The organism is Paenibacillus sp. BR2-3 (genome assembly GCF_046529485.1).
Classification (GTDB): Bacteria; Bacillota; Bacilli; order Paenibacillales; family Paenibacillaceae; genus Paenibacillus_AQ.
Map to the genome: position 1 here is coordinate 3,172,957 of NZ_CP126311.1, position 18,432 is coordinate 3,191,388.

The 18,432-nt window shown below is 47.7% G+C and carries 20 protein-coding genes; 5 read left to right on the plus strand and 15 right to left on the minus strand.

Annotation, left to right across the window (positions count from 1 at the left end; all coding sequences use genetic code 11):
* Nucleotides 1–7 precede the first annotated feature (7 nt).
* From PaeBR_RS15055 to PaeBR_RS15065, 3 genes are all read right to left on the minus strand, one after another.
* Complete coding sequence (locus PaeBR_RS15055; protein ID WP_410511378.1) at nt 8–1,561, minus strand: TerB N-terminal domain-containing protein; 1,554 nt, start codon at nt 1,559–1,561, stop codon at nt 8–10.
* A gap of 57 nt (nt 1,562–1,618) precedes the next feature.
* Nucleotides 1,619–2,821 carry an MFS transporter gene (locus tag PaeBR_RS15060; protein WP_410515197.1) on the minus strand — a complete coding sequence of 401 codons (1,203 nt, stop codon included), beginning with the start codon at nt 2,819–2,821 and terminating at the stop codon, nt 1,619–1,621.
* A gap of 90 nt (nt 2,822–2,911) precedes the next feature.
* Nucleotides 2,912–3,628 (minus strand): DUF1836 domain-containing protein, encoded by a 717-nt coding sequence (locus PaeBR_RS15065; RefSeq protein WP_410511379.1) that lies wholly within the window; start codon nt 3,626–3,628, stop codon nt 2,912–2,914.
* Nucleotides 3,629–3,742: 114 nt separating this feature from the next.
* Between PaeBR_RS15065 and PaeBR_RS15070 the strand changes: the two genes are divergently transcribed.
* Complete coding sequence (locus PaeBR_RS15070) at nt 3,743–5,035, plus strand: hemolysin family protein (protein ID WP_410511380.1); 1,293 nt, start codon at nt 3,743–3,745, stop codon at nt 5,033–5,035.
* Between the two features lie 94 nt (nt 5,036–5,129).
* On the opposite strand, the gene PaeBR_RS15075 is transcribed toward PaeBR_RS15070, so the two are convergent.
* The 3 genes from PaeBR_RS15075 to PaeBR_RS15085 form a co-directional block, all read right to left on the minus strand.
* The gene (locus tag PaeBR_RS15075) at nt 5,130–5,663 is read right to left on the minus strand and encodes a GNAT family N-acetyltransferase (protein WP_410511381.1); all 534 of its coding nucleotides are present in this window, start codon (nt 5,661–5,663) and stop codon (nt 5,130–5,132) included.
* 9 nt (nt 5,664–5,672) lie between these two features.
* Nucleotides 5,673–6,026 (minus strand): VOC family protein, encoded by a 354-nt coding sequence (locus PaeBR_RS15080; RefSeq protein ID WP_410511382.1) that lies wholly within the window; start codon nt 6,024–6,026, stop codon nt 5,673–5,675.
* Between the two features lie 75 nt (nt 6,027–6,101).
* Nucleotides 6,102–6,377 (minus strand): hypothetical protein, encoded by a 276-nt coding sequence (locus PaeBR_RS15085; protein ID WP_410511383.1) that lies wholly within the window; start codon nt 6,375–6,377, stop codon nt 6,102–6,104.
* 164 nt (nt 6,378–6,541) lie between these two features.
* Between PaeBR_RS15085 and PaeBR_RS15090 the strand changes: the two genes are divergently transcribed.
* The 3 genes from PaeBR_RS15090 (at nt 6,542) to PaeBR_RS15100 (ending at nt 9,414) form a co-directional block, all read left to right on the plus strand.
* Nucleotides 6,542–7,774, plus strand: coding sequence for an aminopeptidase (locus PaeBR_RS15090; protein ID WP_410511384.1), 1,233 nt, complete (start codon nt 6,542–6,544; stop codon nt 7,772–7,774).
* 16 nt (nt 7,775–7,790) lie between these two features.
* Nucleotides 7,791–9,020: an aminopeptidase gene (locus PaeBR_RS15095; protein WP_410511385.1), complete on the plus strand. Its 1,230-nt coding sequence runs from the start codon at nt 7,791–7,793 to the stop codon at nt 9,018–9,020.
* A 217-nt stretch (nt 9,021–9,237) separates the two neighbouring features.
* Nucleotides 9,238–9,414 (plus strand): hypothetical protein, encoded by a 177-nt coding sequence (locus PaeBR_RS15100; RefSeq protein ID WP_410515300.1) that lies wholly within the window; start codon nt 9,238–9,240, stop codon nt 9,412–9,414.
* Between the two features lie 105 nt (nt 9,415–9,519).
* On the opposite strand, the gene PaeBR_RS15105 is transcribed toward PaeBR_RS15100, so the two are convergent.
* From PaeBR_RS15105 to PaeBR_RS15135, 7 genes are all read right to left on the minus strand, one after another.
* A complete protein-coding gene (locus PaeBR_RS15105; protein ID WP_410511386.1) occupies nt 9,520–10,209 on the minus strand; it encodes a hypothetical protein in 690 nt (229 codons plus the stop codon).
* 17 nt (nt 10,210–10,226) lie between these two features.
* The gene (locus PaeBR_RS15110; protein WP_410511387.1) at nt 10,227–10,802 is read right to left on the minus strand and encodes a TetR/AcrR family transcriptional regulator; all 576 of its coding nucleotides are present in this window, start codon (nt 10,800–10,802) and stop codon (nt 10,227–10,229) included.
* A gap of 4 nt (nt 10,803–10,806) precedes the next feature.
* Nucleotides 10,807–11,517 (minus strand): MBL fold metallo-hydrolase, encoded by a 711-nt coding sequence (locus tag PaeBR_RS15115; RefSeq protein WP_410511388.1) that lies wholly within the window; start codon nt 11,515–11,517, stop codon nt 10,807–10,809.
* 291 nt (nt 11,518–11,808) lie between these two features.
* Nucleotides 11,809–12,585, minus strand: coding sequence for a phosphate ABC transporter ATP-binding protein PstB (gene pstB / locus PaeBR_RS15120; RefSeq protein ID WP_410511390.1), 777 nt, complete (start codon nt 12,583–12,585; stop codon nt 11,809–11,811).
* A gap of 15 nt (nt 12,586–12,600) precedes the next feature.
* A complete protein-coding gene (gene pstA / locus PaeBR_RS15125) occupies nt 12,601–13,497 on the minus strand; it encodes a phosphate ABC transporter permease PstA (RefSeq protein WP_410511391.1) in 897 nt (298 codons plus the stop codon).
* The gene (pstC, locus tag PaeBR_RS15130) at nt 13,494–14,399 is read right to left on the minus strand and encodes a phosphate ABC transporter permease subunit PstC (RefSeq protein WP_410511392.1); all 906 of its coding nucleotides are present in this window, start codon (nt 14,397–14,399) and stop codon (nt 13,494–13,496) included. Before pstC ends, pstA begins: the two co-directional genes overlap by 4 nt.
* 95 nt (nt 14,400–14,494) lie before the next feature.
* Nucleotides 14,495–15,454, minus strand: a complete 960-nt coding sequence (locus PaeBR_RS15135) for a phosphate ABC transporter substrate-binding protein (protein WP_410511393.1) — start codon at nt 15,452–15,454, stop codon at nt 14,495–14,497.
* 202 nt (nt 15,455–15,656) lie between these two features.
* Here PaeBR_RS15135 and PaeBR_RS15140 point away from each other — a divergent pair, with 202 nt between their 5' ends.
* A complete protein-coding gene (locus tag PaeBR_RS15140) occupies nt 15,657–16,544 on the plus strand; it encodes a LysR family transcriptional regulator (protein ID WP_410515198.1) in 888 nt (295 codons plus the stop codon).
* 59 nt (nt 16,545–16,603) lie between these two features.
* On the opposite strand, the gene PaeBR_RS15145 is transcribed toward PaeBR_RS15140, so the two are convergent.
* Nucleotides 16,604–17,446, minus strand: a complete 843-nt coding sequence (locus tag PaeBR_RS15145) for a class I SAM-dependent methyltransferase (RefSeq protein ID WP_410511394.1) — start codon at nt 17,444–17,446, stop codon at nt 16,604–16,606.
* A gap of 29 nt (nt 17,447–17,475) precedes the next feature.
* Complete coding sequence (locus PaeBR_RS15150) at nt 17,476–18,393, minus strand: DMT family transporter (protein ID WP_410511395.1); 918 nt, start codon at nt 18,391–18,393, stop codon at nt 17,476–17,478.
* Nucleotides 18,394–18,432: the final 39 nt, after the last annotated feature.

Consider the following 18,432-nt stretch of genomic DNA (forward strand, 5'->3'; position numbering starts at 1 on the left):
CAATGGTTCACCTCATTAAATATGGAAGCATAGGGACATATTCCTCAGTAATCTCTTCCTCGTCGATGAGCAGGTCACCAAGTATATCCATTGCGATATCATTAATCTCGTCGATCAGCAGCTCGGGCATCGAACCGCTGGCTGCAGCCAGCTTTTGCATAGAACTAAAGCCATTTCCGCTGCTGAAGGCAAGCACCGCTTCCCGGTGCAGCGGACTGAGTGCAGCCGCAAATTGTTCCCACTCCGTACGAGCAGGCGCCCCCTCATTATCCTGCATTTTCTCATCATCTAGCACCTTCATCACTTCATCCTGCACCTTTTCTTCAAGGGCATTCACTAACCTGTCAGAAGCTTCGGGAAGTTCATCTGAAATACCGATATCCTCAACCATGAGCAGATTGCGGACAACCTCTGAATCACTCTGCAGACGCTCCAGCTTCTGCTGATCGATGACAACAGCCGGACCCTTGTCCGCCTGCTCCTTTTTGTGAAACTCCCGTTGTAGAAAGCGTGTTATCAGGTTATCCATATCCGCATCTACAGTAACACCCTTAAGCCGCCCCCGGAAGCCCATCAGCTCCCGCAGCTTGTTCTCGGTCAGTCGGAATAATCGCGTGATAAGACTGCGCAGCGGCGGAGATTTACTAACCCGCACAACGGGTACAAGAACAGAATAGCCATACTGTGAAATATCATATACGGCGCTACGGAACAAATACCGCTCCCGCAGCACCGGCGGACTTGGCGGGAACATTTGAATCAGGTTCGACCCGTGTTTTCGGGTAACGTAAGCGTCGATCAATGCAACCACCTGCGGAATATACAGCTCGGCTGCTTCTTTTCCCGTACCCGTGAAAAACTTGGACTTGCTGATGTCATAATCCGACATGATCGTCAATACCGCAAAGGTAAGCTGCTCCGGGGAGGAAGACAAGCACCGCATGAGTTCAAGCTCAGCAAGATCATCGGCCAGGCTGCGTGAACGGACAACGATTACTGAGAGTGGAACATCCAGTTGGTGTACAAAAGAGAAATCCGCGATCCAGCCGCCGAGATATTGATCCAGCCGCTTAAATTGTTCCCGGTAGGCTTCCCATAATTGGCACAGCTGCCTGTATCCTTCCGTTGGCTCTTCCCATCCCACTCCATTGATGAGCTCGTACACATGGAGAAAAATATACGAAAGGTCTGTTTTAGGAAATCTGCCCTGCCTCACTTCATCACGCCAATAGAAATACCATCGATTCTGCGAACCTGTCATATGCCCATAAGTCGGCCAATAGCTTTTGAAAGGAACAAAGAGCGCCATAGCCTCTTTATGATGCTCCAGTTCCTTGGCCCGTTTCACGAATTGCCCTTCGGTGGTCGTTACTGGCTCCTGTCTTTCTGTCTCCTCCCATAACTGCATCTGTACAGAGGTCTCAGGGGTTGATTGTTGCTTATAATCGGCAGGCGGCTTCGGCACTTCCTCAGACGGCTTTCGCGGTGGGATGGCCATATTCTGCTCCTTGCTCTCCCAGACCAATTCCGTGAAATGCGGCTGCTTTCTTTCATTGCTCATTTCCGTCGCTCCATTCCTGAAGAACCTCATCAAGTAGATCAAAGAAAGAATTGGGGATCAGAGAAGATCGAGCCCTTTGGTCTCTTTACCCAGGAACAGCACCGCTGCCGCCCCGATAATAATGGTTACAAAAAATAACATAAAGATTGATCCGATGTCCATCGAACGGGCTACAAGCACCCCCACCAATAACGGAGCGATAATTCCTCCTACCCGTCCAAAGGAAGTGGCAAGCCCCGATCCCGTAGAACGTATGGATGTAGGGTACAATTCTGGTGTGTAAGCGTACATACCACCCCAAGCCCCGAGGTTAAAGAACGATAAACAGATCCCGGCTGCCATGAGCATTCCTTCCGTCGTAGCATTTCCGAACCAGGCCGCACTCACCGCTGTTAACAGCAGATAAAGCACCAGCACAAATTTGCGCCCGAACTTCTCAATAAAGTAAGCGGCTGTAAAATAACCCGGCAGCTGAGCCAGCGTCATAATCAGTACATACTCAAAGCTTCTAACCAGACTGAAGCCCTTAAGCACCATGACCGTAGGCAGCCATAGAAACATTCCATAATAGGAAAAGACAACCGTAAACCACAAAATCCAGAGCATTATAGTAGAACGCCGATACTCTGGCGACCATACAGCAGCTATGCGATTCCGCAAAGAAACCGGAGCTTTTCGTATTTCTGTAAACCGCGGCGAATCGTCAATCGCACGCCGTAGATACAACGCATACAGGACCGGTACCGCTCCAATGGCAAAAGCAACACGCCATCCGTAATCGGGAATGACGAAATAGGCGATTAAAGCGGAAGCGATCCAGCCCAACGCCCAGAAGCTCTCCAGCAGAACAACAGCTCGTCCTCTTTCACTGGCAGGCATGCTTTCAGAGACCAGGGTTGAGGCTACAGGCAGTTCCCCTCCAAGCCCGAAGCCAGTCACAAAACGCAGGACACACAATACAGCGAAGCCCGTTGCAAAGGCCGATAAGCCGCTCGCCACAGAGAATATGATCAGCGTCCATAGCAGCACAGATTTACGGCCAAACCGATCCGCAAGAATTCCTGCCGCCGCCGCGCCCACAGCCATGCCCACCGAGTTAATACTGGTCAGGATTCCAATCTGCTCCGGTCCAAGCTTCCATTCCTTAGCCAAAGCGGCAACTACAAAAGAGATCATCCCGACGTCCATCGCGTCGAACATCCAGCTTAAACCCGCACTGAACAGCAGCTTTCTTTCCTTGGGATTCCGCAGTAGCGTCATTCGATTCACGTTCAAGACCTCACTTTCCAACTTTCCGGCTGATAAACCAGATTATGCTTGTTTCTATTCCATATTTTAAAATTGAAGCGCTCAAAAATCAAGGAACAACGCGGCATTGAAGTATTGTCTCGCAAGAGATTGGAAATAACAGGTCTGTACCGATATGGCCGCTATGAGGATCGTGTTGCGCACGGCCTCCCGTTGTGTTCTTGTGAGATGAGTCAACCGCTTCATGATTCCCTCGGTAGACTCCTTAGAAAGGCAAGGATCTAACTTAGGATCTTTCTTGATTTCCTCAAATAGACCGGCGTATGCGTTATACAGCTGAGCAGGCTCGATCAGATCGTCATCATCACGCTCGGGCTTCAGAAATAAGAGCCGGAACAGCTGGCGGATGCTCTCGAAATCAAGTGCCGCTTTGAGATCATCAATCATAAACAGGAGTACCGCCTGATTAACCGAATACTTTTTACCTTCGCGCGGAGAACCCAAATATTCTTTGAAGTCACGCTTCACCCAATTTTGTATGGCAGTGACAGAAAATGTGGAATACTCTATCAGACGGCCCAAGGAGGCAATTTCTCCAATCGACAATCCTTTGACGCTGCGACCTTTGATAATTTTTTGCAAAATAGGTGGAATATCTGTGGACAAAAAGGCCGGCAAGGACGTACCCTTCTGTATCTCCTCTTGATGGAATTTCGTCCAGGAATCCTGTAAAATGTGCAGCGGCTTCCGGTCCGAATTTCCAGCCAATGAGAGCAGAAGGCAGGACATCTCTATTCGGGTCAATCTAAATGATTCCATGGCTGGGATCCCTCCCCATTTGATATTTTAGCGGAAAGTTCGTAGAATAGGTTCATAAGAACTCATAATATGAGTATAACCTACTTTAAGTATGAAAGGGATGGTAAAGATTAAATGGGTATAGGACTTAGTTTGACGTTGGTCGCTGTGTTGATTGCTTTAACTGCTTTTTTTGTAGCTACGGAATTTGCGCTTGTGAAAATTAGAGGAAGCCAGATCAGCCAATTGGTTATTGAGGGACGCAAGAACGCAATAGCTGTCCAAAGGGTTGCTGCCAATCTTGACGGTTATTTGTCCGCTTGCCAACTGGGTATCACAATAACGGCGCTGGGTATCGGTGCATTGGCTGAGCCTGCCTTTGAACAGCTGTTGCTCCCGGTATTTGACTTCGCCGGCATCAATGTGGAGCTGAGTCACGTTATCGCTTTTGCACTAGCTTTCATTATCGCAACATTCCTGCACGTTGTTGTCGGAGAGCTTGCTCCGAAGACTGCAGCTATTAACAAACCGGAAGAAATCAGTCTTTTTACGGCTCCGCTGATCATTTTGTTCTATAAAATCCTGTATCCTTTCATCTGGCTCCTGAACGGCTCGGCTAATCTCCTCGTCCGCATGTTAGGGATGAAACCTGCCAGTGAGCATGGAGAAGCGCATTCCGAGGAAGAGATTCGCCTGATCTTGTCCGAAAGCTATGAGAGCGGCAAAATCAATAAGGCGGAGTACGGTTATGTAAACCGGATTTTTACTTTTGATGAAATGCTTGCCCGGGAAATTATGGTTCCCCGGACAGATATGGTCTGTCTCTTCACTAATAATTCATTACAGGAAAACTTCAGTATCATCCGTAAGGAGCAGTATACCCGCTTCCCTGTTGCGGAAGGCAATAAAGATAATATCATCGGGATGATTAATACCAAACAGCTCTATCTGGAATACGACAACAATCCGGATTTCGACTTCAGTCTTTTGGTACAACCTGTGCTGACTGTATCGGAAGTAACACCTGTCAAGACACTCTTGAAACGCATGCAGCTGGAACGTGTGCATATTGCTCTCCTGCTTGACGAATACGGCGGAACCTCCGGCCTCATAACGATTGAAGATATTCTGGAGGAGATTGTGGGCGAAATCCGCGACGAATTCGATGGGGACGAACGCAAGAATGTGGAGAAGCTGAGTGAATCGAATTACTTATTTGATGGCAAGGTTTCTCTGGTAGAGGTTAAACAGATAACGGGTCTGGATTTCGAGGATGAAGAGGTGACTACCATTGGCGGATGGTTATACAGTCAGCTTACAGACCCTGCTGTCGGTAAAAGTGTTTCCCGTGATCATGTAAAGATCATCGTTCGCGAGATGAACAGACACCGGATCCGCAAAGTTGAGATTGTTATGGATAAAACTTAGACTCCCACCCTGCCGGAAGAACATTCTAAATAAAATATAATTGCAAGCAAGGGGGTTTCACTGAATATTCAGGTTATGTATACATGCTGTATCGCTACTCAATAATTTTACTCATATAATACTCATCGACCCATTGTCCGCCGATTTTAAGTGATTTCACTCTGGTTCCTTCGATTGTAAATCCGCTTTTGGCATATAAGGCTAGAGCAGATTGGTTATGGGTCATCACCGTTAGTTCAAGTCGAACAATACTGCTCCCCGAAGCCCATGTCTCCATCTCCCGGCATAATCCGGTGCCAATGCCAACTCCCTGATATTGCTTCAGAATACCGATAACAATGTATGCGCTATGCCGATTTCGGCGAACACTTCCTCCTCTTACGGAAATATATCCTACCAGCATGCCATCTGCTTCTGCACCGATTAGTGTGGAGGTCTCTGTCTCGGTAAAGTTTATGATCATCTCCCTGACCTGCTGAAGACCAGACTGTCTCTCGTCCGGCTCCAGCAGCATGAAGGTTGATTCCTCATCCAATTGGTGCTGCAGTTTCAGCAGTTCCTCAGCGTCAGCCGGAACCAGCTTCCTTAGTGTTACCATCATATTAATCTCTCCCTGAAACGTAATCATCGGAATAGCTCAGCAACGGCATACCATGAGCACATTTCCATCAGGGTCCTTGAAATTGAACCAGTGATCATGCTCAATATCGGTTAGAATCTCAGCTCCGCTCTCCTTCACAAAGTCATAAGCCGCATCAATATCCCGGGTGTTCAAATGAAATGCGGGAGCATTAAGCACACACTCCGTGGTGAAAATTTTACTGTCCAGTACAATACCCGGCCCTTGCATGGGGACAACATAGAGATGTCCGAACAAAACCTCCCCGTCAAGCGGCAGTCCAAGTAAATGGCAATACCATTGCTTGGATCTTTCAATGTCACTGACTGGTATAAAGACGGCACCAATCTGATTCAGGATTGGACTTGTCACAGTAAATAACCTCCTCCTAGAAGATACTATATGGGCAGTACACTAACCAATTCGATAAAAAATGTCATTATCCTCTTACTCCTCTTGTCCTTCTTGCGCATCTATGGCCGCGTCCAATAGCTGGTTGTAAACATCATCGTTGTTTTCCAGCAAAGCATCGGTTTGAAGGAATTGCTCTTCATTGCCGGGCTCATCAGCAAAGCTGAGACTGTAATCCCACTCACTTCCTCTTTTACTGAAAAAAGTGATCTCATATTTAGCTTTATGATTGTCGAGACTGAATATAGTCTTTCCTACAAAGCTGCCATCCTCGTTACGCCGCATGTCCGCCGCGGTTATTTCTACCATCATTCAATATCCTTCCCTTCAGATAAAATCACTCGCATTCCCAGTATATCACTGTATTCAACGTAATTTCCTCTCCTGACGCTCGAATTGACTTTTTTCATCCGGCGGTTAATAATTTAATACAATGCTTGTAAAGAAGATTTTTTTAGAAAATGGAGGAAAATTTCATGACCAACTTTCAGAATCAGTTAAGTAAATATGCTGATCTGGCTGTCCAAATCGGCATTAATATTCAACCGGGTCAGACCTTGGTTGTTGGCGCCCCGATTGTGGCTGCCGACTTCGTGCGTCTGATTACTGCCAAAGCATATGCCGCGGGCGCAAGTCTTGTAAAGGTAAACTGGAACGATGAGAATATTACCCGTCAGCAATTCGAGCATGCAGCTCCGGAAACCTTTACTAAAGCACCGACCTGGTACGCTGGTGAGATGACGGAATTGGCGGAGAACGGTGCCGCATTCCTGACCGTGCTGGCTGAGAATCCGGATGCGCTGAAGGGTATTGAAGCTGAACGGATCGCAAATTTCCAAAAAACACGGGGAGCCGCTCTCACCAAATTCCGTGAGCTTCAAATGTCCGATAAGGTAAGCTGGTGTCTGGTAGCTATCCCTTCCCAAAGCTGGGCGGATAAAGTATTCCCCGATGCTCCGGCAGAGGAACGTGTAGATAAGCTGTGGAAGGCTATCTTCCACACCGTTCGGCTGGACCGTGAAGATCCTGTGGCCGCCTGGCAGGATCATTTGATCAATCTGGAACAAAAGGCCAACGTACTGAACGCCAAAAAGTATAAAAAGCTGCATTACATAGCTCAGGGCACGGACCTGAGCATCGAACTACCGGAAGGCCATCTATGGGCACAAGGAGACAGTATTAACGCAAAGGGCCATTCTTTTGTCGCTAATATGCCAACAGAGGAAGTATTTACGGCACCGCTCAAGACAGGTGTCAACGGAACAGTGCGTAGTACTAAACCGCTCAGCTACGGTGGAAACATTATTGATGGTTTCTCCATCACTTTCGAGAATGGCCGGATCATAAGTGTAAGTGCTGAGCAAGGACAAGAGACACTGGAGCATCTAATCAGTCTGGACGAAGGCGCGAAATATCTTGGCGAGGTAGCACTCGTTCCGCATCATTCACCGATCTCGGAGTCCAATATTTTATATTACAATACACTGTTTGACGAGAATGCTTCCAATCACCTGGCGATCGGCACGGCTTATGCCTTCTGTCTGGAAGGCGGCAAGGACATGACCCAAGAACAGTTGATCGAGCACGGACTCAATACAAGCGTTACGCATGTTGATTTCATGATCGGTTCTCCGGAGATGAATATTTACGGGGTTACCGTAGAGGGAACCGAAGAACCGGTATTTCTTAATGGAAACTGGGCGTTTTAACTAGGAGGAATTCCGAATGCTGAATTTCAATCAAAAGTTGGAGAAGTATGCGTTACTCGCCGTAAAGATCGGTGTAAATGTGCAGCCCGGTCAGAAACTCGTCGTAAATGCCGATATTGCTTCCGCTGAACTGGTACGCCTCATTGTACGGAAAGCTTATGAAGCCGGAGCAAGCCTGGTGAAAGTGAATTACAGTGATGAGATTGTAACACGAACCCGGTATGACCTGGCCCCTGCGGATTCCTTCCTGGAGCCGCCGAAGTGGCAAGCGGATGAACTGGAGGATTTGGCACGGAACGGTGCCGCCTTCCTTACCATTGTCTCTGCCAATCCGGATCTGCTGAACGGTGTGGACCCTGGACGGATAGCAAACAATCAGAAAACAGCAGGTCAGGCTATGGCCGGCTACCGGGAGCTGTTGATGGGCAATCATGCCAGCTGGAGTGGCCTCGCTTTTCCTTCACCGTCCTGGGCAGCTAAAGTCTTCCCCGATGCTCCTGCCGATCAACAGGTCGAGTTGCTGTGGGATGCGATTTTCAAGGCTGTCCGTGCGGACCAGGAGGATCCTATTGAAGCTTGGCATCTTCACTTGAACAGATTGAAGCAGCGCTGCCAACTCCTGAATGATAAAAGCTACCGCAAGCTGCATTATACGGCACCGGGCACAGACCTTACCATAGAACTGTCTGAAGGTCACATTTGGTGTCAGGCTGGAGCAGTGAACGGGCAGAACATTCCTTTTCTCGCCAACATTCCAACCGAAGAGGTATTTACCGCCCCGCTGAAGACCGGAGCAAACGGTACAGTAAGCAGTACAAAGCCTCTCAGCTATGGCGGAAATATTATTAACCGGTTCACACTGACCCTTGAGAATGGCAAGGTTGTCGCCTATACCGCAGAAGAAGGTCTGGAAACACTGACGACACTACTTTCTATGGACGAAGGTGCCTCTTATTTCGGCGAGGTCGCACTTGTCCCATACCACTCTCCGATTTCGGAGAGCGGAATTCTCTACTTTACGACCTTATACGATGAGAATGCCTCTTGCCACCTTGCGCTTGGTGCGGCTTATGCTTTTACCCTTCAAGGAGGGATCGCGATGAGCAAGGAGCAGTTAGCAGAAAAAGGTATGAATCAAAGTCTTGTCCACGTCGACTTCATGATGGGTTCACCAGAGATGAATATCGACGGGATTACAAAGGATGGGAATGCAGAGCCTCTATTCCGCAACGGTGACTGGGCATAGTTTTTTGTTGACAAAAGATAAATCACGCTAAATAACCCGTGCTTTTCCTCGCTTAGAGGTGTAAGCACGGGTTATTTTGCATTAAAAAAGAGTTGATTAGGATAGATTAGTCCAAATTTGAACTTTTGTTCAAATAAAATTCACAAAAATGTTGAATTTTATTCACAAAGATGTCACAATAGAATTAGAAAACAAAACTTTCAAGGAGGGGATTGACATGATGAAAGAACCGCATACCAATGACGTCAACACAGTGGAAGTGGAGCACCAGGAGAACCAGCAAACCTCTGATTCCAGCATCGCAGCGGCTAATGCGATTAAATATACTGCCTATATCATCTTGTTCTTCGGATTCCTTTACTTCCTGGTTCAATATGTTCTGCCTTTGCTTTGATTCCCTGATTATAAATTCATATTATAGTAAGCGCTTACGGCTAATCTTTGCTCTATGCCTCAGAGCAGTGAGTAGCCTTTTTTTGTATATTTCCGGGGATTCTTATCACCAGCCCCAAGCTTTAACAATCCATGACTTGGCAGCCGCTGACCATCCTTTATCCATTTCCGACTTCAGCCATTCTGTGGCATCCTCGCGGGTACCTGGGAATGGTGAAATACCGCTTTCCTCCATCCAATGCGACACCGTTTCGAATGAGGTGCTGTTCCAGCCGTTTTTCTCTCCCTCTGCATTCTGGCGTTCTTTAACACCCGATATTACAATATCCAGCGAGCCCTGCAGCTCCGTTACCGCATGATCAAAGGCTGTTTTCTTCTCTTTTGCTTTCATTTCAGCTTCCGCACGCAGTTTCCGGGTCTCTATCCCTTCTTGTTCCCGGATGATAGCTAATAAAGTTAAAGCTTCTCTGCTGCTAAGGCCGTTATTATAACGCTCTTCAAGAGGTAAATCACTTCCTAATGCCGCAACATAAACTGGAAACCACTCACGCGATACAAGAATAGCTTTTTTCTTAATGAATTTTCCATAGGCTGCTATCCCTTCTCCGGGAAAACGCGCACGCCATAGCCAAGGGTCAAACTCCGATCCCGTATGCCAGTTCTCTGGTTTTGTGAGCCCGCTAAGGGAGGGGTGGTCCGGCAAGAGTGGTGCGAGCGGTAATATCCCTATCTCAGAGATTATCTTTGTAGCCTCTTCAAAGGTGGTAATGTAGTCTTGCTGCACTGGATTAGTCATTAATGGTCAGCTCCTTTTTATTCTGTTATTTTCATACTCTTAATGCCTGCGATGAATGTGCTGAGCAGCCGCGACAGGCTGGTATTGGAGTCCAGCGGCATGCCGAAGCCCCCCTTTTGCTCCAGAGACGCAAAGCCATGCAAGATGCTCCGTAATCCCCTTACCGCATGAATCGTACCCTCTTCTCCCAGTTCGTAAGTCTCCAGCCCCTTGATAATTAGCGCCAAAATGGTATCACTAGCAGCTTCCAGCTCGGTATTTTGTGCCTCGGGAGCCCGTAAGGTAGTCTCATACAGCCCCGGATGTTGTCTGGCAAAATCCACATAGGCATTCCCCATGGCATGAACAGCCTCTGCGCCTGCCGTCCCTTCTGCGGCTGTAGACATTACTATATATAGCTGCTCCAAACCGTATATGGCAAGCAAAGTACGCAAGCCCTGAAGCCCGTTAATGTGATTATACAGCGATGGCGACCGAACGCCCAGCTTGGCTGCCAGTGCAGATAATGTAACTTCCTCTACGCCATTTTCATCAGCCAATTGTTCTGCTGCCTTAACGATGGTTTGTGTATCTAATCCTGCTCTGGGTGACATGGATTCACTTTCCTCCTCTATTCACGGCTGTATCAATCGCAGCCTGCATTTTCTGCCGGGGTTCCTTGATTACATTCCCGTGACCTACAGCGAGCAATGATGGAGCTGCTTCAAGCAGTCTAATTGCGCTGGCTAATGCTTGTTCTTTGTTCCATGTTGCTAATGCCGGAAAGGGAAACCACGGAACAACAGTGCCGGAAACGGCAGTTCCCCGAAATGTTTGATAAGCATCCCCGGCTATAACCGCCATGCTGCGTCGATCTAAATATGACATAGACCCGGGAGTATGCCCAGGAGTGCTGATCGCTGTCAAGGAACCGATAGTGTCCCCATCCTGCAGCAGAACATCGGCTCTCGTAACCACCTTCTTTGGAACTCCACCCCGGATGGGAGATAAGGGCTCACCCGCCCGAAGAGTCGTATCCCCGCTAAGCAAAGCAGCATCCCGTTCTGAAATGTACACTTTTGCTCCAGGGTAGAGCTTTTTCAACTCATCAAGTGCTCCAACATGATCATCATGTGCATGAGTGAGTACGATTCTTGAGATCTCTTTTTCCAAGCCAGCAGCTGTTCGTATAATCCCTTTCAAACTAAATGGCAGCGCCGCATCAATAAGAGTCAGCTCGTTGTCTTCTTCGACGATATAACAATTCACCGAAAAAAATCTTGGCATCCATGTCAGCTGCAGCAAATGTCCTTCGCGCGTTACCCGCATCCTGATCACCCCTAAAACTAATGTTATTAGTTATAATATAAACTAATGCAGTTAGTTTCGCAAGAGGCATTTATAGAATGTACAAAAAACCTCTCCTTTGAAAAGGTTGGCGGTCGCCTTGGTCTCCGGATTTTTACCGCTAAGGTTAATAAAAAAAATCTGGAGACCACAGCGATGGAGCAACGTTCCGTTCGCGGAGCGTCCATACAGAACCTCCACTGAAATCCTACTCTACAAAGCAAAAAGGGTATCCCACAGCCATTTGCATGGCTTATGGAACACCCCCAAACTTCAGCCGAATCGGCCCATGATATATTCCTGAGTCATTTGATTCTCCGGATTGGTAAAAACTTTGTCGGTCCGGTCGTATTCCACAAGCGAGCCAAGGTAGAAATACGCTGTGTAATCCGAGATCCGTGCTGCCTGCTGCATATTGTGCGTTACGATAACGATCCGCAGATCTTCTTTCAGCTCCTTGATGAGCTCTTCAATTTTGCCTGTGGAGACCGGATCAAGCGCGGAGGCCGGTTCATCCAAGAGCAAAATTTGGGGATTAACGGACAAAGCCCGTGCAATACATAGACGCTGCTGTTGTCCACCCGAAAGGGCCAGTGCCGAATCCTTCAGACGATCCTTAACCTCGTCCCACAGCGCCGCACGACGCAAGCTGCTTTCCACGATTTCATCCAAAGCCTTTTTGCCTTTAATACCGTGGTACTTAGGACCGAAAGCAACATTATCATAAATAGATTTATAGAATGGATTCGGTTTCTGCCATACCATGCCGATTTTTTGACGCAGCTTGATAACATCCGTGCCCGGGGCGTTGATATCAATTCCGTCGATCCAGATACTCCCCTTCGTTGTCGATCCGGAAATTTCGTCATTCATCCGGTTCAGTGAACGGAGGAAAGTGGATTTACCACAGCCTGAAGGTCCAATCAGCGCAGTCACCGTATTCTCGGCAAAAGGCAGGCTGATCCCTTTTACCGCTTCATATGTTCCATAATAAATGCTCAACTGCTCGGTTTGAAATGACTTTGCTGGTGCTGCCAAGGTTGCTCCCATTTTGTACTCCTCCTACTAGTTCATTCTTTTTGCTGCTGTAAGCTTACGATAAATAAATCTGCCGAAGTACCGGGCAGCCAGATTGAAGATCAACACCGTAATAACAAGTACAGCTGAAGCGCCGGCGGCTATTTGAGCCGCATCCGGAGCAAGACCTTCACTGTTCACCTTCCAGATATGCACAGCCAGAGTTTCAGCCGGACGGAACGGATTCAGCGGCGAAGACGGACTGAGCGGATTCCAGTTGCTGAAATCCAGCCGCGGACTGCTCATACCCGCAGTGAACATAAGGGCTGCAGCTTCCCCGAAGACACGTCCAGCAGATAGTATAGTACCCGTGATGATCGTTGGAAGTGCAACAGGGAACAAGACGGAGGTTACAATTTTCCATTTGGATAATCCAAGCGCAAAGCCCGCTTCCTTCTGCTGTTTCGGAACAGTCCGGAAGGCTTGCTCCGTAATCCGTACCATCAACGGTAAATTAAACACGGTTAGTGCCAGTGCACCTGAAACCAAGGAGAAACCTAAATTGAAATAGTTCACTATAAGCAAAAGGCCGAATAAACCGACAACGATGGATGGAAAAGAAGATAACACTTCGACGATCAACCGGATAAAGCCGGTTAGTCTTCCGGGACGCGCATATTCCGCCATATATATACCGGCACCCAGGCCAAGAGGAACAGTAATAATAAGCGTCAGGACGAGGAGGAAAAGTGAATTGAACAGCTGTGGGCCTACCCCTCCGCCTGCACGGATTTTTTGCGGGGGTGAGCTTAAAAAATCCCAGCTAACATGGCTTAGCCCCCGCACCAGGATATATCCTAATAATCCGACCAGAATCGCTACGATGAGCAATGCAAAGAAAACGATAACGCCTGTGGCAATCTTGTCAGCGGTTCTAGGCTTCATGATAGTTTATTCCTCCTTTCAAGAAGTCTGACGAGGAAGACGAATATAAAGGTCATCAGCATCAGAACAAGCGCCATACTCCACAGGGCATTATTATGTGGTGAACCCATAGTTGTGTTTCCCATTCCGAGTGTAATTACACTTGTTAAGGTAGACGCCGATTCAAAAAGAGACCGCGGAACAAAGGGCGCATTGCCGATAACCATCTGTACCGCAAGCGCTTCGCCGAAGGCACGCGCCATACCGAGTACAATTCCTGTCATGATGGCAGGCAGTGTTGTTGGAATAATCACACGTGATATCGTCTGCCATCTGGTGGCGCCGAGCGCAAAGGAAGACTCCTTCAAATTTTGCGGCAATGAAGCCAGCGCGTCTGCAGCCACGCTCGTAATGGTAGGTAGAATCATAACGGATAATACAAGCGCGCCTGCAGCTACCCCGATGCCCTGACCAGGAAAGGTGTTCCGAAGAAATGGGACAATAACACTAAGTCCGATGAAACCGTACACTACAGAAGGAATGCCTGACAGCAGCTCGATTACCGGCTGCAGCAGTTTTTTGCCCCAGCCCGGAACAATTTCGGTCATAAACAGCGCGGCACAAATGCTGAGCGGACTGGCAATGAGCGCAGCAAGCAGTGTAACCAGAAAGGAACCCGCTATAAAAGGAAAAGCGCCATATAACGCAGTATCGCCTTCAGGGGACCACTTGGTACCGAAGAAAAATTCAGAAACGGTGACTTCACCTCCGATAAAGGTGGAAATCCCTTTGGACGTTACAAAATAAACCATCGATATAATGATAACTATCAATAGCAACACGCAAAATGACATATATGAACGTCCTATAAGGTCTTCGATATGATGTTTTTCGAGACGAGATTTTTTTAATGTACCCCTCAAGAAGGCTCCCTCTTTCTACAGTGAAAATAGAGGCAGAAGAATCCCGCCTCTACTCACATGAAGTTCTGATAAATGATATTGCTTGAAAGTTTGATTTACTTAGTTGTAACTGTTCCAGCTACATCCCGTGAAACCTGCATTTTCGAAGCTGGAATATAACCCAGTTCCACTACATCGCCGGACTGCACTTCGTCAGTCAAGAAGTAGTCAAGGAAAGCTTTAACAACTTCGTTAGGCTCGCCATTTGTGTACATATGCTCGTAAGCCCACACTGGATATTTACCGGATGTAACGTTGTCTACCGTTGGTTCAACACCGTCATAGCTAAGTGATTTTACAGTTTCATCAAGATAGGAAAGGCCCAGATAACCGATTGCTCCCGGAGTTTCGCCGATCATTTTCTTAACTGTACCGGAAGAATCTTCTTGGATGGAGCCTTGAAGATCCTCTGTTTTTGTTCCCAATGCGAAATTTTCAAAAGTAGCGCGTGTGCCGGAGCTGCCCGGACGGTTGATGATTTGAATCTTCTGATCCGCGCCGCCAACTTCTTTCCAGTTTGTTACTTTGCCTGTGAAAATATCAACGAGCTGCTGCTTTGTCAAGCCGTCTACACCAGCATCAGGATGAGTAACTGCTGCAATCGCTACAACCGCTACCTGATGATCTACAAGTGCTGCTGCCTTCTCTGCATCCGCATCTTTCAATTTCTCTTCGGCGAACACATCAGAGTTACCAATATCCACTTGCTTCTCGGCTACTTGGGTCAAACCCGTTCCGCTGCCGCCGCCTTGCACTTGAATATCAACACCTGCATTGCTCTCCATGAATTTCTCCGCTACCTGCTCAACCAGCGGCTGCAATGCCGTGGAGCCAGAAGCCAGAATGGAACCGCTCAGGTCAGCACCGCTGTTTGTCTCTGTAGGTGCATTTGTAGCAGCTGCATTGTTGCCGCCGTTATTAGTCGTTGCATTATTTCCCCCGTTATTTCCACATGCCGCAAGTGCTACCATACTGGTTAAAGCTAAAGTCACGATCCATGATTTTCTGAATTGCATTGTAGTTTGTCTCCTCGTAAATGTATTGTGACGCTTCTGACTCTTCTTATTCTAGGGCTCGTTCGTTAGGTAAAGGTCATAGTTATGTAAAGCGAAAGATAAATAATGGAATACAATTTGTATACTAATATAGATTTAATCTATAATTAAGATACATTTTGTATAAACTAAAGACCCCACCGGAGGAACCGCCTTGAACATTATGAAGCTGCATATCCTTGTTCTAATTGAAAAATACAAAAAGGTTACGGATGTTGCGACCGAATTGGGTCTAAAGCAGCCCACTGTCTCGTTTCATATGAAAAGTCTGGAGAGTGAGCTCGGGACGCCATTATTTCTATACCGAAGCGGCCGGGTGTTGTTAACCGAAGCCGGAAAAACCCTCTTTCAATACGCTGTCAAAATTGTCTCTTTAACCGCAGAAGCGGAGCGGAGTGTAAAGCATTTCTCCTCGCCAACTAATGGGCTTTTGGAACTCGAAGCCGGACATGTCCCTGGAGCTTATCTTTTACCCAAAGCGATCTCACTATTCATGAAACAATATCCCGGGATAAAACTTTCTCTGTCCATACAGCCCGATGCTCTGCTGAAGGAACGCTTGCGTGCTCAGGACATACAAATAGCGCTATTGCATAGTGTTGACACCAACGATGAATCTTTTAACTGTCAGCTCATCGCCCCAGATGAAGCCGTACTGATTTTTGCGCCGGGCCATCCTTTTGACGGCTACCCAAGCTTGAATGCAGAACAAGTCGCCCATGAACCTTGGATTCAGCACAGTGCAGACTCCAGCCTCCGAAATATTGCTGATAGATGGGCACAGCTAAATAGTGTCCGTATATGGAACCGTGCGGAGTTAAATTCACCGGAAACACTTAAAGGAATGATTAGCCAGGGAGGAACTGTGGGGATCTTTTCGAAGAAAGGGATTCAGGCAGATTTAGAGCTTGGGCGATTGCGTTATGCCCCCTTGCCGGGAGTTCTCCCGGAGAGAACCGGTTTTACGCTAGTTTGGCGGAAAGATCATCGTCTAACCCCGATTCAGCAAGCTTTTGCAGAAATCATCGCCGATTCTGCCCTGGAACAATAACTCCACATAAAATAAGCGCCCGGAACATACTCCGGACGCTTATTTTCATACTTGCACGATTACATTGTGCGCTTTCCCGCTATTAGCGTAAATGTCTTCGGAATGCCTTTGTCATATATATCAGAGGAAAGATTCGGCTCCTCCACCAGTTTGCTGATCATAAGTCCGCTGGCGGCTACCGCGGTTACGATTTCTCCAAGCGTCCAGCGACGCCAATACACAACACTCTGCTGCATGGTTTCTCCTATAGCTCCGGATGCAGGCAAGTATTTGGAATACGATACTCTCTTCTCTTCCAGTTCAGTATTGAAATAATCCCCTGTCACCTTATGCTTGCGCACTTTAGCCGTGGAGCCCTTGGAAGAAATAAGCTTCGTGGTTACCGGGTGAAAGTCACGCAGCACAAACATTCCGCCAGGTGCGAGTAAGCGGTATGCGGTATCCATGAATGGCCCCAGATCCGTAAAATAATGAACAATCCCCTGTTCCGCAAATACGACATCATACGACCCGTTCAAGATCTCTTCCGGAAGCTTAAGCACATCGGATACGATATAGGTCAGAGGAACGCCTGCCTCCTCTGCAAGCTCGGCAGCATAACGGGCGTTGGCCTCCGAGAAGTCCGCAACCGTAACCTCTGCCCCGAGCAGACCCAGCGCAACTGCCTTCATGCCATTGGAGCCCATCAGATTCATAATTTTCTTGCCAGTCACTTCCCCGAAATAGGAAGACAGCGGATATAGCTTGTTTGCCGGATCTTTACGCAGCTTGGCCGCTGCTTCAGCGGGTGTTCCGAAACGGCTCGTCCAGGCACTGTACGTATCTTCATTCCACAATTCCTCACTGGTTGGAGCGGCCTCTCTCGTGGATTCAGGTCCTGCTTCTTGATCATGTTCTTCCATGCTTTAACCCCTTTATCTGTAAATATCATTTAAGACGCATTACTCAATACAGAGACTATTTTTTCTTTACTTTTTTTGCGCCCCGAATATAAATAAGCAGCTAGACCACTCATGACCAGCATACTGCCGGCCCATTGAAGTCCTGTTAATTGTTCACCCAGCAGCAAATATGCCAAAATACTCGCCCCAACCGGCTCTCCCAATATATTCATGGAAACCGTTGTAGCAGAGACATATTGGAGCAGCCAATTGAACAAAATATGCCCGAACACGGTCGGCACCACGGCCAGAAGCAGGAATATTCCCCACTCGCGGGGCGGGTAAGCAAAGAAAGGAATCCCCATTACCAGATTATATATGGCGAATACAATTGAAGCTGATATAAACACGATTAGACTGTACAGGTAAGAGGGCATGCGGACTACAACCTTTTGACCTATCAGCATATGGACAGCAACGGCCGCCGTCCCTCCGATAGATAATAGATCACCTTTCAGGTTATCGGCAGAGATGCCGACGTCCCCCCATCCGATAAACATCACGCCAGCGATTGCAATGCTCATCGCGAGCAGCGCTGATAAAGCAGTCTTTTCACGGAACAAAAAATAAGCACCCAGCATGATAAATACCGGCTCCAACGCCATAATCATTGTCGAACTGGCAACGGAGGTGTATTTCAGGGAGCCCATCCACAGCAAAAAATGCAGTGCCAGCATAACTCCGGATGACACAAGCATAATCCAGTCTTTTTTACGCAAAACAAAAACCGCTCCGCTGTATGAACGTGCAAAGGGCAGCATCAGCAATGAGGTAAAAAGGAGCCGATACATACCCTGCACGGAAACCGGAGCAGTCGACCATTTAATAAAGATGGAAGAAAAGGAGATCGCCACGATCCCAATAATCATTAGCAACGAAACGGGAATCGGCGGTGTTTTTCGGTTCATAGGGCTGGGTTCCTTTCGCGGGTCTCAAGAGTCACTTAT

What these genes read in the sequence shown, in the direction of transcription:
- PaeBR_RS15085 (WP_410511383.1), bottom strand. Translation starts at nt 6,377, where the DNA reads ATGATGGTAGAAATAACCGCGGCGGACATGCGGCGTAACGAGGATGGC.
- PaeBR_RS15110 (WP_410511387.1), bottom strand. Translation starts at nt 10,802, where the DNA reads ATGTCACCCAGAGCAGGATTAGATACACAAACCATCGTTAAGGCAGCA.
- PaeBR_RS15140 (WP_410515198.1), top strand. Translation starts at nt 15,657, where the DNA reads ATGAAGCTGCATATCCTTGTTCTAATTGAAAAATACAAAAAGGTTACG.
- PaeBR_RS15145 (WP_410511394.1), bottom strand. Translation starts at nt 17,446, where the DNA reads ATGGAAGAACATGATCAAGAAGCAGGACCTGAATCCACGAGAGAGGCC.
- pstB (WP_410511390.1), bottom strand. Translation starts at nt 12,585, where the DNA reads ATGGGAGCAACCTTGGCAGCACCAGCAAAGTCATTTCAAACCGAGCAG.
- PaeBR_RS15070 (WP_410511380.1), top strand. Translation starts at nt 3,743, where the DNA reads ATGGGTATAGGACTTAGTTTGACGTTGGTCGCTGTGTTGATTGCTTTA.
- PaeBR_RS15150 (WP_410511395.1), bottom strand. Translation starts at nt 18,393, where the DNA reads ATGAACCGAAAAACACCGCCGATTCCCGTTTCGTTGCTAATGATTATT.
- PaeBR_RS15105 (WP_410511386.1), bottom strand. Translation starts at nt 10,209, where the DNA reads ATGACTAATCCAGTGCAGCAAGACTACATTACCACCTTTGAAGAGGCT.
- PaeBR_RS15100 (WP_410515300.1), top strand. Translation starts at nt 9,238, where the DNA reads ATGATGAAAGAACCGCATACCAATGACGTCAACACAGTGGAAGTGGAG.
- PaeBR_RS15065 (WP_410511379.1), bottom strand. Translation starts at nt 3,628, where the DNA reads ATGGAATCATTTAGATTGACCCGAATAGAGATGTCCTGCCTTCTGCTC.
- PaeBR_RS15055 (WP_410511378.1), bottom strand. Translation starts at nt 1,561, where the DNA reads ATGAGCAATGAAAGAAAGCAGCCGCATTTCACGGAATTGGTCTGGGAG.
- PaeBR_RS15060 (WP_410515197.1), bottom strand. Translation starts at nt 2,821, where the DNA reads ATGACGCTACTGCGGAATCCCAAGGAAAGAAAGCTGCTGTTCAGTGCG.
- PaeBR_RS15135 (WP_410511393.1), bottom strand. Translation starts at nt 15,454, where the DNA reads ATGCAATTCAGAAAATCATGGATCGTGACTTTAGCTTTAACCAGTATG.
- PaeBR_RS15090 (WP_410511384.1), top strand. Translation starts at nt 6,542, where the DNA reads ATGACCAACTTTCAGAATCAGTTAAGTAAATATGCTGATCTGGCTGTC.
- PaeBR_RS15095 (WP_410511385.1), top strand. Translation starts at nt 7,791, where the DNA reads ATGCTGAATTTCAATCAAAAGTTGGAGAAGTATGCGTTACTCGCCGTA.
- PaeBR_RS15115 (WP_410511388.1), bottom strand. Translation starts at nt 11,517, where the DNA reads ATGCGGGTAACGCGCGAAGGACATTTGCTGCAGCTGACATGGATGCCA.
- PaeBR_RS15075 (WP_410511381.1), bottom strand. Translation starts at nt 5,663, where the DNA reads ATGATTACGTTTCAGGGAGAGATTAATATGATGGTAACACTAAGGAAG.
- pstA (WP_410511391.1), bottom strand. Translation starts at nt 13,497, where the DNA reads ATGAAGCCTAGAACCGCTGACAAGATTGCCACAGGCGTTATCGTTTTC.